The following is a 12,199-nucleotide window of genomic DNA, read 5'->3' as shown; positions in this document are numbered from 1 at the left end:
GGCCCGTATGGACCCGGCGTTTCGCCACGTCGGGGTGGCGGGATTTGAACCCACGACCTCTTCGTCCCGAACGAAGCGCGCTGCCAAGCTGCGCTACACCCCGTGGCAACGAGCCCAAGTCTAGCGGACGTTCGGGGGTGCTCGCACACGCGAAAGAGGAGAGGGTCCGGCGGTTCGGCCGGAGGGGCGGGTCAGTCGAGGTGCCACACGTGCATGTACCCGCCCTGGCCTGCGGCGGCGACGGCGGGGCGACCGTTCAGCTCGGTGATGCGGACGGCTCGGACCTCCCCGTCGTGCGCGGTGAGCGGGCCGAGCAGGAGGCGCCCCTCCTCCAGGGACCACACGCAGACCGCGCCGTCGTCGGAACCGGTCACCGCGATCGGGCGGCCGCCCACGACGCCGACGTCCCCGCAGGTGACGGAGGGGCCGTCATCGTCGTCCTCGTCGTCTGCGTCGTCCTCATCGCCGCAGAGCTCTCCGAAGACGTCGACGCAGTACCGCCACTCGCCCGTGTCGGGGTCGCCCAGGAGCACCTCCGCGTCGCCGATCGCCACCACCCGGGTCCGGCCGCCCACGGCCGCCAGGGCGAGGCCCACCACGGAGGCGGCCGGCTCGAACTCCCTGAGGAGGGCCCCCTTGCCGGCGTCCCACATCAGCACCGTGCCGTCCCAGCCCCCGGAGACCACGACCGGGCGGCCGTCCAGCGTTCCGGCCGTGATGCCGCCGATGCTGTCCCGGTGCCCGTCGTACCGGACGGGCTCGGCGGCCGCTGCACCGCCGCCGTCGCCGTCGCTGCACGTCGCGTCCCAGACCCGGAGGAAGGCGGGGAACGCGCTCTGGTCGCCGACCAGGAAGTGCGGGCGCCCGTCCAGCTCCGCGGCCACCGCCGTCTGCACCCCGCCCTGGTCGAGCCTCGTGTGCATGCGGACGGCGCCGGTGTGCAGGTCCCAGAGCGCGAAGGACTCCTCGTAGTTGCCGCCGCCGACCACGATCCGGCCGTCCACGACGGCCGCGCAGACGGCGCTGATCCGGTAGTCGTCATCCTCGTCCGGAAGGACCCCGTAGAGCTCGTGGAACTCGTCCGGGCGGTGCGGCTGGCGGAACCGGTGCTCGGTCCACCGGTCGTCGGAGGGGTCCCAGGTGTACACCCCCGAGCCTCCGTCCGCGCAGACGAAGAGGGGGCGGTCGCCGACGGCGACGATGTCGAAGTCGCAGACCTCCTGGGAGGGGGTCCGGCTGGAGAGGGCAGGCGTCGTCATGGGCGCGGAGTGTACGAGCGGGGTCCGACACCCGTCCGGCCGGGACCGCGGGCACGCGCCTTCCGCGGGCGGGGCGGGAGGGGAGGCGGGGGCGCGGGGTGAAACCTCTATGGAGAAGAACGGCCGGAGGCGGCCGCGGCGGTTGCCGGGGGCCGGGTTCCGGCGGACCTTCTGGGCATGGACGGCGAGGAGTGGCAGGCCCCCTGGTGGGTGCTGCTGGGAAGGTGGCTCAACCGGGACCGGGTGTGCGCGGTGCCGGACTGCATCGGACTGGCGGAGGGGTCGCCGTACTGCGCCGAGCACGCCGATGACGTGCGGGAGCGGCGGGCGCGGCTGGGCGGCCGGCGCTGCGCCCGGGAGGGGTGCCCCCGGCCGCGGGACGGCGGCCCGGTGCACGGCGGCCTGTGCCGGGCGCACGGGGACGACGCGCTGCTCCGGGAGCGGGCGTCCGCCGGGCGGTGGGACGTGCCGCCGACCCCGGACCGCCGGACGGCCTGAGCCGGAGCGCCCTCCCCGGAGCGGCCGGCCGCATGCGGAGGCGCCCTCCCGCCGGGAGCGGCGGCCCGGGAGCCCTGTCGGCGGGCGGAGCGGGCCTTTCCGCCCGCCGTTCTCACCGCCCCGGCCCGGGGCCGGTCCCCGGCGCGGGCGGGCGGAGCGGACAGGGCGGAACCGGTCGGCGGGGCCCGGGGGCGCCGCCGGCCCCGGGCGGCGGCACTGGCCGGGACCGGCCTCCCCAGGTCGGGGGGCGGTCTGAGACGATACGTCCGGTCGCGGCCAGGCGGGAACCCGCCGGGCCCCTCCCCCGTCCTACCCCCCGATGCCCCGGGTGGCGGGGCCGGACAGCGCACGCCGAAGTACCGATGGGAGCCCCCGCTTGAACACCCCAGTGATCCTGTTCCTGCTGGTGGCCGTGTTGGCGGTCGTGGTCGTGGCGCTCCTGGTGGTTCTGCTGCGGAGGCGGCCCGCCGCGGCTCCGGCCGCGCCCGAGCCGCCCCGCGACCCGTTCGCCGACATCGGCGAGACCGGCGGCGACCCGCTCGCGCTGCGCGCCGGGGACATGCTGGAGTACGGCGCGGAGCAGGCCTGGATCCGCGGCACGCTGCGGCTCTCCGAGGGCGGCGCGGTCTGGGCCGAGCACTTCATCGAGGTCGAGGGCGGCCGCCGCTGGCTCTCCGTGGAGGAGGACCCCGACCTGCAGATGGCGCTCTGGACCGGCCGCCCCGACCTGGAGCTGACCCCGCACGGCCGCACCGTCGAGCTGGAGGGCACCTCCTACCGGCTGACCGAGCGCGGCAGCGCCTCCTACCGCTCCGAGGGCACCACCGGCCTGCGCGCCCAGGGCGGCATGGACTACGCCGACTACGAGGCCGCCGACGGGTCGCTGCTCTCCTTCGAGCGCTTCGACCACGGCCGCTGGGAGGCGGCCACCGGAACCGTGGTGCACCGCGGCGACATCACCGTCTACCCGTCCTCGGCCGACCCGGAGGCCTGACGCGTGCCATCCCCCGCCCCCCTGCTCGGCGCGGTCGCCGTGGACACTCCGTTCGCCGACACCCGCGCCGCCGACCTCTCCTGGTCGCTGGAGCGCACCGAGCTCCCCGCGCTGGCCCGGACCCGCGCCCTGATCGCCGGGTACCGGATCGAGCTGCGCGTCCTCGGCGCCTCGCACCAGGTCGCGATCGCCGCGGCGGACACCGGGGCCGAGCTGCTCACCGAGACCGTGGCCTGCCTGGCCGGCCCCGGCCGGGACGCCCCGCCGCTCCCCGGCTCGGCCCGGCGCGATCTCCCCGGCCCGCTCGGCTACCGGTTCCGCAGCACCGTCGAGCGGCACGGCGCGGGCGCCCTCACCGAGCGGGTGGCCGCCCTGATCGCCGCCGCCGAGGCGCACCCGGCCTCGGTCGCCGCGGCCTTCCCCGGCGACCCGGCCGCCGTCACCGCGCTCGCCGCCTGCTCCCCGGGGCCGGGGCGGCTGCACTGGACGACCTGGCACTCCTATCCGCAGAGCGGTGAGCTGGTGCGCACCGAGACGCACCTCTCTCCCCCGACATCCCTGGGAGGACCGAGCGACCGTGAACGATGAGAACGGCGCGGCCGGCGCCGGAAAGATCTTCCTGACCCTGGGGCTGCTGGCGGTCCTGGGTGTCTTCCTGATCGCCTCCTGCAGCAGCGGCGGCGGGGTCGGGCGCCCGGAATGCGGCGACTACGACCTGGTCGACGGCCGGTACGTGCACAACGACGACCGCGGCGACTACGAGTACGAAGACGGCGAATACATCTACGTGGGCTGCCGGAGCACCTCCCACGGCTCCTCCAGCGGCTCCTCCTCCGGCGGCTGGTGGTTCTTCGGCGGAGGCGACGGCCACCGGAACGGCTCGGGGTACCGCGGCGGCGGACCGGGCTGGGGCAAGTGAACGCGAGCATCATGAAAAGGAGTGGATAGCGGTGTTCATCGTGTACGAGGCGCTCGCCTGCCTCGCCTACGGCGTACTCGGCATGGTCCTGATGGCCCTCGGGTACCTGCTGGTCGACCTGCTCACCCCGGGCAAGCTGCACGCCCTGATCTGGACCGACAAGAACCCCAACGCCACCCTGGTGCTGGCCGCCAACACCCTGGGCGTCGCCCTGGTGGTGGCCATGGCCGTCTACACCAGCACCGGCCCCCTCGCCGAGGGCCTGCTGCTGACCGGCGTCTACGGTGTGATCGGGCTGCTGCTGATGGGGCTCTCCTTCATCGTCATCGACCTGCTCACCCCCGGCAGGCTGGGCGCCGTGGTGACCCACGCCGACCTCCAGCCCGCCGCCTGGATCAACGCATCGGCGCACATCGCGGTCGCCCTCGTGGTCGCCGCGGCCATCTCTTGACCGGCCCCTCCGGATCCCCTCTCCGGCTCCCGGTCCCGCCGCGGGCGGCACGCTTCCTGGTGCTGCTCGCGGTCTTCATCTGCGCGGCCTGCGGCCTGGTCTACGAACTGGCCCTGGTCGCGCTGGGCAGCTACCTGCTGGGCGACACCATCACCCAGGCCTCCATCGTGCTCAGCGTGATGGTGTTCGCGATGGGCATCGGCTCGCTGGCGTCCAAGGGGCTGACCGCCCGGCCCGCGTTCTGGTTCGCCGTGATCGAAGGGGCGCTCTCCCTGGTCGGCGGGCTGTCGGTGCTGGCGCTGTACGCGGCCTACGCCTACCTGTCGCTGTACCAGCCGGCGCTGGTGCTGTGCGCGTTCGCCGTGGGCGCGCTCATCGGCGCGGAGATCCCGCTGCTGATGGAGCTGATCCAGCGGATCCGCCGGCAGGACGCGGCCGACGCGGTCGCCGACCTGTTCGCCGCCGACTACGTGGGCGGCCTGATCGGCGGCCTGGCCTTCCCCTTCCTGCTGCTCCCGGTCTTCGGGCTGGTCGAGGGGGCGCTCATCGTCGGCGCGGTCAACGCCGTGGTGGGCATGTGGGTGGTGCTGTGGCTGTTCCGCTCCTCGCTGCGGCGCCGGTCGCGGGTGCTGACCACCTCGGCCATGGTGCTGGTGGTCGCGGTGCTCGCGGCCGCGTTCGCCTACTCCGGCCGGTTCGAGGTCACCGCCCGGCAGGCGCTGTACCGGGCCCCGATCGTGCACGCGGAGCGCTCCGACTACCAGGAGATCGTGGTCACCCGCACCTCCGACGGCCGGGACACCCGGCTCTTCCTCAACGGCGACCTGCAGTTCAGCTCGCTGGACGAGTACCGCTACCACGAGTCGCTGGTGCACCCGGTGCTGGACGGGGCGCGCGGCTCGGTGCTGGTGCTCGGCGGCGGCGACGGGCTGGCGGTCCGCGAGATCCTCCGCTACCCCGACGTCGAGTCGGTGACCCTGGTCGACCTCGACCCGGCCGTCACCCGGCTGGCCCGCGCCGACCCCGAGATCTCCGGGCTCAACGGCGACTCCCTGGACGACCCGCGGGTGGAGGTGGTCAACACCGACGCCTTCAACTGGCTCCGGGAGAACGGCCGGCGCTACGACGCGATCATCGCCGACATGCCCGACCCCGACGACGTCGGCACCGCCAAGCTCTACTCGGTGGAGTTCTACGGGCTGGTCCGCAACGCGCTGGCCGACGGGGGGCGGCTCGCGGTCCAGGCGGGCTCGCCGTTCTTCGCGCCGAAGGCCTACTGGAGCATCGGCGCCTCCCTGGAGGAGGCCGGCTGGGCCACCACCCCGTACCACGTGGACGTGCCCAGCTTCGGCGACTGGGGGTACTTCCTGGCCGCCCCCGACGGCGGCGAGGGGGACGGCCCCCCGCTGGGCCTCCCCTCCGACGCCCCCGACCTGCGCTTCCTCAGCGGCTCCGTGCTGCGGGCGGCCGAGGTCTTCCCGGAGGACCGCTCCCTGGAGGCGACCGGCGACGTCCGCCCCTCCACCCTGCTCGACCCCGCGGTCATCGGCTACGAGCAGGACCCTGAGGCCTGGGCCGGGTACTGACCCCCGCGCCGCAGCGCGGCGCGGCTCGCCGGGAGGAACATCGCGGTCATCGCCCCGAGCACCGCGGCGATGTGCACCGCCCGCACCGCGTAGTAGGCCAGGTCGGCGCCGTCCGCCGCGGCCAGCGCCGCTCCGGCGTCGCCGCCCGCGGCGAGCCAGGAGACGAGCGGCACCACCAGGGTCGCCAGGCCGATGCAGCCGAGCAGCACCGCCAGCGCGGTGCGGGCCCACGGCCGGCGCCGGTACAGGAACAGCACCAGCACCGCGGCCCCGGAGTAGACCGCGACCCGCAGCGCGATGTTCGCGGCCAGTCCGGCGCCGAACCCGTCCTCGGCCAGCACGCCCGAGGCCCCGATGACCGACTCGGCGACCCCGGAGCCGATCGCGGCCAGCCACATCAGGCAGGCCGCCCGGAGCGCCGCAGGGACGCCTCCGGGGGGACCGGGGCGTGCGGTACCCCGCGGGCCTCCGTGAACCGTGTGCGCCATGTCCGCCTCCCGGGGCTCGTCCTCGCGCTCTCCGCCTCGAGTCTCCTCCGCGGAGCGGCCCCGGTCAGGGGTGCCCGGACCCCTCCCCCGGGTGGTGCCGGCCCGCCGGACCGGGAGGAGACCGCACCCCCTCCGGCCCGGCGGGCCGGGTCAGCGGTTCAGGGCGGCGCGGGCCTCGGCCGCCTCGGGGACGCCCAGTTCGCCGAGGAGGGCGGCGGCCGCGGTGAGCCGGTCCTCGGCGGTGGCCTCGGCCCCCTCCTCCCGGTCGAGGAGGCCGAGGCCGAGCAGGGCGCGGGCCTCCGGGTAGCGCTCCTTGCGCTCCCGGGCGATGCGCAGCGCCTTCTCCTGGGCGGTCCGGGCCTCCTCGCGGCGCCCCAGCACCGCCAGCGTCCGGCCGAGTTCGGTGAGGATCTCCGCGTCGGCGTTCCGCACCCCGGCCCTGCGCCCCAGGTCGTAGGCGCTCTGGTGGGCGTCGACCGCGTCGCCGCCGCGGCCCGACCCGCGCAGCGCGATGGCCAGGCCGTTGAGGGCGTAGATCTCGTCGGAGTGGTTGCCGTCCTCCCGGGCGACCGCCACCGCCTCCTCCAGGTGCTGCACGGCGGCCTCGTGGTCGCCCAGGCCGGCGCTGGACTCGCCGATCACCCGCAGCGCGGGCGAGCGCAGATCCGCCCCGCCGTCCTCCTCGGCGGCGCCGAGCACCGCCCTCCCGGCCGCGATCGCCGCACCGTACTCGCCGATGACCTGGTTGATCGCGCCGATGTTCAGGGTCTGCAGCAGGATCAGCCGCCGGTCGCCGGACTCCTCGGCGAAGCCCAGCACCCGTTCCAGCGAGGCGAGCGCCTCGGCGAACCGGCCGAGGCGCTCGTAGATCATGCCCAGGTTGGCGTCGACCCGGATCAGCCCGCGGTGGTCGCCCATCCGGTCCAGGATCTCCCGGGCGTCGTTGAGCAGGTCGAGGGCGAGGTTGAACCGCCCGGCCATGAACTGCGCGATGCCCAGCCCGACCAGCGTCACCGCGCTGCCCCGCTCGTTGCCCTGGCGGCGGCTGACCTCCAGCGCCTTCTCCTGGGTGGCGAGCAGCAGCTCGGTGCGGCCGTGCGAGGCGTAGTACAGCCACACCGAATCGGCGATCTGCCAGGCGTGCTCGCCGGCCCGAACGGAGGCGAAGAAATCCACCACGGAGGCGAGGTTGTCCTGATGGATATCGAACCAGGAAACCGCCTGACTCCGTTCGGTGATTTCGCTTTCGTAGCGTGACCTCTTCTCGACGGACACCTCGTATTCGTGCGCCCGGGGGCCGAGGAAATCCGCGGCCCTATTCGCGGTGCCCAGATAATATTCGGCCAGCCGCCACCGGGCCGCGTCGGTCTCCTTCTCCGGCAGCGCGCTCTTCGCCTTGTGCCGGGCGTAGACGCCGATCAGGTCGTGGAACCGGTAGTGGTCCGCACCGGGCTCGTCCAGCAGGCAGACGCTGACCAGCTCCTGCAGCAGGTCGTCGGCGTCCGGGGCCTCCATGTCCAGCAGCGCCGCCGCGCCGAACAGGTCGACGCTGCCGCCGATCATCATGCCGAGCAGGCAGAACGAGCGCTGCTGCTCCGGGGTGAGGCTCAGGTAGGAGAGCTCGAACACCGCCTCGACGCTCTGCCCCTCCACCTGCAGCTCGCGGAAGCGCCGCCGCTGCTCGCTCAGCCGCTGCGCGACGTGGGCGAACGTCCACCGGGGCCGGCTCAGCATGCGGCCGGTGACGATGCGCAGCGCCAGCGGGAGTCCGCCGCACTGCCGGACCACCTCGGCCGCGGCGTCCCGCTCCCGCTCCACCCGCCCGGTGCCGAGCACCGTGCCGAGCAGCTGCATCGACTCGTCCTCGCCGAGCATGCCCAGCGAGACGTACCCGGCCCCGCCCAGGCCGGGCAGGTCGTTGCGGGTGGTGACCAGGGTGAGCGACCCGGGACCGGCGGTGAGCAGCGCGGCGACCTGCGCGTGGCCGACCGCGTTGTCCAGCACCACTAAGACCCTGCGGTCGGCCAGCCGGGCCCGCCACAGCGCCGAGCGCTCCTCCAGGCTCTCCGGGACCGCCTCCGGCGGCACCCCGGTGGCGCGCAGCAGCGCGCCCAGCGCGGCCTCGGGGCGGAGCGGCTCCTGGTCGGGGCTGTAGCCGTACAGGTCGATGAAGAGCTGCCCGTCGGGGTAGCGGCCGGCCATCCGGTGCGCGGCGCGCACCGCGAGCGCGGTCTTGCCCACCCCGCCCGGCCCGGTGACCACGTGCACGTCGGCGCCCTGCTCCCCGGTGGCCAGCAGCCGCCCCAGGTCCTCCTGGCGGCCGGTGAAGTCGGGGATGTCCCGGGGGAGGTCGTTCCGGGGCGACCAGGCGGCCGCGTCGATCTGGAGGACCTGCTGCGGCGCGGTCTCCTCCAGCACCGACGGGGTCGGGGCGGGCTCCGGCTCCCCCTCGGTGTCGGTGAGGATCCGCTGGTGCAGCTCGACCAGCTCCGGGCTGGGGTCGACGCCCAGCTCCTCGGCCAGGTGGCGGCGGTTGTCCTCGTAGGCGGCGAGCGCGGCCGCGCGCTGGCCGCTCCGGTACAGCGAGGAGATCAGCAGGTAGCGCAGGCGCTCGCGGAGCGGCTCCTCGCGGACCAGCGGCGACAGCCGGGTGACCACCTCGGTGTGGCGGCGGAGCGCGGACGCGCACTCGGCCCAGGCGGCCACCGCGGCCCAGCGCTCCTCCAGCAGCGGCTGGCCCAGGGCGTACCAGAGCCGCTCCGATCCGGTTCCGGAGAACGGCCGGCCGCGCCAGCACTCCAGGGCGCGGTCCCAGTCGGCGACGGCTTCGGCGGGGCCGGCCGCGGCCTGGGCCCGCGCCACGTGGGCGCGGAACCGGTGCAGGTCGACGCGGACCGGGTCGACGTCGGCCAGGTAGCCGCCGGGGGTGGTGACGATGGTGCCGGGGAAGGCCCGGCGCAGGTGGGAGATCTGCACCTGGACGACGGAGCGCGCGGTGCGCGGCGGGTCGTCGCCCCACAGGTGGGAGATGAGCCGGTCGATCGGCACCTCTTTACCGACGTCGACCAGGAGTGCGCCCAGGACACAGCGCTGCCTCGGCCCCCCGACGGGCACCGATTCTCCGTTTTCCCATGCGGTTATGGGGCCGAGCACGCCGAAATCCACAAACGGCACTGTACCAAGGCCATTTGTGGATCACCGGAGAGCGCGGGCGCCCTCCCCATTCACCGCCGCGCATTGCCGCGCCGGTGTGCGCCCGCGCTCGGTCCCCTGGAACCGGTTTTCAGCGCTCCCGCTCGACCGGGGCCTTCTCCGCCCCCTCAGTCTCGTGCAGGGGAGCGGATTCCTCCTCCCGCTCCCGCTCCTGCACCGGAATCGGGTCCTCGTAGGGCCTCACCTTGGCCTCCACTTCCCACCCCAGTCCGGCCACGATCTCTTCGAATTCCGCTTCAGGGCCGGCCGTGCGAACCATCCCTGCCCCCTTTCCCTCGGACCTCCGCCGGGGCCTGCACATCCGGCAGGCCCCGTCCCGCTTCAAGGCCACTCGATGTCGATCCCGGCGGCGTCGTCCTCGTCCTCCCAGGGCTCCATCTCCTCCTGGCGGGAGTCGCCGCCCTCCTCGAACGGCCGCGTCTTGGCGGCCGGCCGGAGGGCGGGGGCCGGAGCGCCGAGGCCTTCGACGATCCGGGAGAACTCTTCATCGACGACACCCTGCTCGACCAGCGGCATGCTTCCACTTCCGTTTCTCTGGGAGGGCGGCGCCACGCTCGTGTGACCCTGCGGTCCGCCGACGCGGCACCCGCGGGCCGTCCTCCCGCGGGTGCCGGATGTCGCCGGACGGGTCCAACCCTAGAGAGGCCGTCTTCCGCAGCGCTTTCAACCCGCTTTCGGGCCGGAGGCGGCGCCTTCGGGCGGTGGAGCGCCTGCTCGGCGCGGTGCGGACGGCACCGGGCGGGGTGTCCTCATTCGGCCGCTCGTTCCCCTCTCCTCCCCTGGGCCCCTTAAGCTTCCCTTTTGTGGCGCACCACATGCCCGACCTCGACGACGGCCCGGAGATCCCCTTTCCCCGGACCGTCCGCGGCCGCGTCCTGCTCGCGGCGGTGGGCGCACCCGTCATCGCGCTGCTGCTGGTCGCGCTCTGGCTCACCGGAGGACTGGACGACGCCAAGGCGATCCAGTTCAAGACCGTCGAGCCCGGAAGGACCGTGCAGAACAAGCTGATGAAGGTGGCGCTGCACGAGGCGTCCGTCGGCGAGGACCCGGACCTGGGCGGGTACCGGCTGGAGGTCCGCGCGGAGCTGGAGTCGCTGGCGGACGAGCCGGTCCCGGCCTCGCAGCTGAACACCTTGTTCAAGGTGGACTTCGGGCGCAAGGACCTGAAGACCGAGTCGATGCGCGTCCGGCTGGTCCGCCTGCCCGACACCGACCTGGGCGACCTCCAGCCGAAGATGCGGGAGGAGGTCGTCCTGGTCTGGACGCTGGCCGAGGGCGACCCGGCCAAGAAGGAGGTCAAGACCGCCGAGGAGACCTTCGGCGAGGACTTCCTCGCCCCGCCGGACGACGTCTCCGAGCAGCTGTCCCGGGTGGACGAGGCGGAGGTCACGGTGACCGGCGCCACGTTCGAGCCCGGTTTCACCGACCCCGCCAAGCGCTGGTGGACCGATGACAGGACGGTGGGCGTCTACCCGCTCCCGCTGGAGAAGGGGTGAGCCGGATGCGCACCGCCCCCGCCCCCCGGCCCGGTCGGCGCCGGCCGGGCCGCGTCTCGACGGCGCTGGCCTCCGCCGTGCTGCTGGCGCTGCTGCTCGGCGCCCAGGCGCTCCGGATCCACGACGACGAGGACCGCACCGCGCCGATCGAGGTGTCCGGGAGCGCGTCCGAGGCGGTCGACGCCCGCTCGTTCACCGTCGAGGTGGTCGACGTCGCCTTCGCCCGGTCCGTCTACGACGCCTCCGGCTTCTCCTTCGGCGGCGATGAGGCGGACGCCGGCGCGGCGGAGGGCGCCATCGAGGCCAACGGCGTGTGGGTGGTGGTGACGGCCGACATCACCGCCGCCGAGCGGCCGCTGGACCGGGTCGAGGCCGAGCTGGAGACCGGCGAGGGCACCACCTACGGCACCTCCGGCGCGTCGGTGAACGCGCTCGGGTCGATCGGCGACGCGTTCTCCCCGGGGATCCCCCGGCGCGGCGCCGTGGTGTTCGAGCTTCCCCCCGAGCGGCTGGCCTCCCCCTCCGTCCGGTTCAACGTCTTCTCCGGGCTGGACCGGCGGCTGTCCGGCTCGGCCCTGGTCGACCTGGAGCTGAGCGGCTCCGAGCTGAAGAAGGCGGTCGGCGGCGCCGAGGAGGCGGTGGCCGTGCCGCAGAGCGAGATCCGGGAGGCGTGAGGTGACGGTGCCCCCGCTGTGGAAGAGGCTCCAGCTGCCCTACGTGGCCGCGGTCGCGGTGCTGCTCCCCGTCTCCGTCGCGGTGCCGTGGTGGCTGGAGCAGCGGCAGCTGGCCGAGCGCGGCGCCGTCCCGCCGGAGCCGGTGCCCGCCCAGGGCGGCCGGGCCGAGCTCGCCGGCAGCTCCTGGGAGGTCAGGGGCTTCCTCCTGGACGAGCTCGGCGAGGCCGAGCCGCCCCCGCCGGGGGTCGGCCTGGTGGACGTGGTGTTCCGCGCCACCCCGTCCGACGAGGCCGCCGCCGAGAAGCTGCTCAGCTGCGACTTCCGGGCCGAGGACGCGCGGGGCCGGGTGTGGAGGCCGGACAACTCTTTCTCCACCCGCGCGGCGCTCGCCGAGGCCGGGGCCGTCGTCCCGGGCCTGGGCGGCTGCGCCGGCGAGGAGGGGGAGCCGCTGCCGCCCGGCGAGGAGGCCGGCGTCATCGTCAGCTTCCTGGTGCCCGAGGACGCGGTGGACTCCCTCGTCTTCCAGGTGCAGGTGGACACCGGGAGCGGCGAGGACGAGGACCATCCTCGGGCCCCGGTCGCCGCGGAGTTCCGGGCCGAGAAGAAGAACTGAGCCCGCCG

General features: G+C 74.5%; 14 protein-coding genes and 1 tRNA gene. 9 read left to right on the top strand and 6 right to left on the bottom strand.

The annotated features are described in order from the left end of the window. Window positions 1-29 precede the first annotated feature (29 nt). Both J0910_RS02465 and J0910_RS02460 read right to left on the bottom strand, forming a co-directional pair. Window positions 30-103: transfer RNA gene (locus J0910_RS02465), tRNA-Pro, on the bottom strand. An 88-nt stretch (window positions 104-191) separates the two neighbouring features. Beyond that, window positions 192-1,259, bottom strand: coding sequence for a WD40 repeat domain-containing protein (locus tag J0910_RS02460; RefSeq protein ID WP_420156873.1), 1,068 nt, complete (start codon window positions 1,257-1,259; stop codon window positions 192-194). A 177-nt stretch (window positions 1,260-1,436) separates the two neighbouring features. On the opposite strand from J0910_RS02460, the gene J0910_RS02455 reads away from it, so the two are divergent. The 6 genes from J0910_RS02455 to J0910_RS02430 all read left to right on the top strand — a co-directional run bounded on the left by J0910_RS02455 (window position 1,437) and on the right by J0910_RS02430 (window position 5,707). Beyond that, window positions 1,437-1,757 (top strand): hypothetical protein, encoded by a 321-nt coding sequence (locus tag J0910_RS02455; RefSeq protein WP_420156872.1) that lies wholly within the window; start codon window positions 1,437-1,439, stop codon window positions 1,755-1,757. Between the two features lie 376 nt (window positions 1,758-2,133). After that, window positions 2,134-2,751 carry a DUF4178 domain-containing protein gene (locus J0910_RS02450; protein ID WP_420156871.1) on the top strand — a complete coding sequence of 206 codons (618 nt, stop codon included), beginning with the start codon at window positions 2,134-2,136 and terminating at the stop codon, window positions 2,749-2,751. Between the two features lie 3 nt (window positions 2,752-2,754). Beyond that, window positions 2,755-3,339, top strand: a complete 585-nt coding sequence (locus tag J0910_RS02445) for a DUF2617 family protein (RefSeq protein ID WP_420156870.1) — start codon at window positions 2,755-2,757, stop codon at window positions 3,337-3,339. After that, window positions 3,329-3,670, top strand: coding sequence for a hypothetical protein (locus J0910_RS02440; RefSeq protein ID WP_420156869.1), 342 nt, complete (start codon window positions 3,329-3,331; stop codon window positions 3,668-3,670). The genes J0910_RS02445 and J0910_RS02440 overlap by 11 nt, the downstream gene beginning before the upstream one ends. A 31-nt stretch (window positions 3,671-3,701) precedes the next feature. Further along, on the top strand, window positions 3,702-4,121 hold the full coding sequence (locus tag J0910_RS02435) for a DUF350 domain-containing protein (RefSeq protein WP_420156868.1): 420 nt from the start codon (window positions 3,702-3,704) through the stop codon (window positions 4,119-4,121). Further along, window positions 4,118-5,707 (top strand): polyamine aminopropyltransferase, encoded by a 1,590-nt coding sequence (locus J0910_RS02430; protein WP_420156867.1) that lies wholly within the window; start codon window positions 4,118-4,120, stop codon window positions 5,705-5,707. Before J0910_RS02435 ends, J0910_RS02430 begins: the two co-directional genes overlap by 4 nt. Here the strand turns inward: J0910_RS02430 and J0910_RS02425 are convergent. From J0910_RS02425 to J0910_RS02410, 4 genes are all read right to left on the bottom strand, one after another. Further along, window positions 5,671-6,105, bottom strand: a complete 435-nt coding sequence (locus J0910_RS02425; protein WP_420156866.1) for a hypothetical protein — start codon at window positions 6,103-6,105, stop codon at window positions 5,671-5,673. The genes J0910_RS02430 and J0910_RS02425 overlap by 37 nt on opposite strands. A 240-nt stretch (window positions 6,106-6,345) precedes the next feature. Continuing rightward, the gene (locus J0910_RS02420; protein WP_420156865.1) at window positions 6,346-9,309 is read right to left on the bottom strand and encodes an AfsR/SARP family transcriptional regulator; all 2,964 of its coding nucleotides are present in this window, start codon (window positions 9,307-9,309) and stop codon (window positions 6,346-6,348) included. A gap of 169 nt (window positions 9,310-9,478) precedes the next feature. Then, window positions 9,479-9,667 carry a hypothetical protein gene (locus J0910_RS02415; RefSeq protein ID WP_420156864.1) on the bottom strand — a complete coding sequence of 63 codons (189 nt, stop codon included), beginning with the start codon at window positions 9,665-9,667 and terminating at the stop codon, window positions 9,479-9,481. 62 nt (window positions 9,668-9,729) lie between these two features. After that, complete coding sequence (locus J0910_RS02410; protein WP_420156863.1) at window positions 9,730-9,924, bottom strand: hypothetical protein; 195 nt, start codon at window positions 9,922-9,924, stop codon at window positions 9,730-9,732. Window positions 9,925-10,211: 287 nt separating this feature from the next. Between J0910_RS02410 and J0910_RS02405 the strand changes: the two genes are divergently transcribed. Genes J0910_RS02405 through J0910_RS02395 form a run of 3 tightly spaced genes read left to right on the top strand, consistent with a single transcriptional unit; the run spans window position 10,212 to window position 12,191 of the window. After that, window positions 10,212-10,904 carry a hypothetical protein gene (locus tag J0910_RS02405; protein WP_420156862.1) on the top strand — a complete coding sequence of 231 codons (693 nt, stop codon included), beginning with the start codon at window positions 10,212-10,214 and terminating at the stop codon, window positions 10,902-10,904. Between the two features lie 5 nt (window positions 10,905-10,909). Then, window positions 10,910-11,578, top strand: a complete 669-nt coding sequence (locus tag J0910_RS02400) for a hypothetical protein (RefSeq protein WP_420156861.1) — start codon at window positions 10,910-10,912, stop codon at window positions 11,576-11,578. Between the two features lies 1 nt (window position 11,579). Continuing rightward, window positions 11,580-12,191: a hypothetical protein gene (locus tag J0910_RS02395; RefSeq protein WP_420156860.1), complete on the top strand. Its 612-nt coding sequence runs from the start codon at window positions 11,580-11,582 to the stop codon at window positions 12,189-12,191. Window positions 12,192-12,199: the final 8 nt, after the last annotated feature.

Origin of the sequence: Nocardiopsis oceanisediminis (assembly GCF_048595525.1) — a bacterium.
Taxonomy (GTDB): Bacteria; Actinomycetota; Actinomycetes; order Streptosporangiales; family Streptosporangiaceae; genus Nocardiopsis_A; species Nocardiopsis_A oceanisediminis.
This window is presented reverse-complemented; position numbering and strand designations above follow the sequence as displayed.

Excerpts from the sequence above, each read along its gene's own strand:
- J0910_RS02425 (WP_420156866.1), bottom strand. The coding sequence starts at position 6,105 with ATGTGGCTGGCCGCGATCGGCTCCGGGGTCGCCGAGTCGGTCATCGGG.
- J0910_RS02460 (WP_420156873.1), bottom strand. The coding sequence starts at position 1,259 with ATGACGACGCCTGCCCTCTCCAGCCGGACCCCCTCCCAGGAGGTCTGC.
- J0910_RS02400 (WP_420156861.1), top strand. The coding sequence starts at position 10,910 with ATGCGCACCGCCCCCGCCCCCCGGCCCGGTCGGCGCCGGCCGGGCCGC.
- J0910_RS02455 (WP_420156872.1), top strand. The coding sequence starts at position 1,437 with ATGGACGGCGAGGAGTGGCAGGCCCCCTGGTGGGTGCTGCTGGGAAGG.
- J0910_RS02415 (WP_420156864.1), bottom strand. The coding sequence starts at position 9,667 with ATGGTTCGCACGGCCGGCCCTGAAGCGGAATTCGAAGAGATCGTGGCC.
- J0910_RS02410 (WP_420156863.1), bottom strand. The coding sequence starts at position 9,924 with ATGCCGCTGGTCGAGCAGGGTGTCGTCGATGAAGAGTTCTCCCGGATC.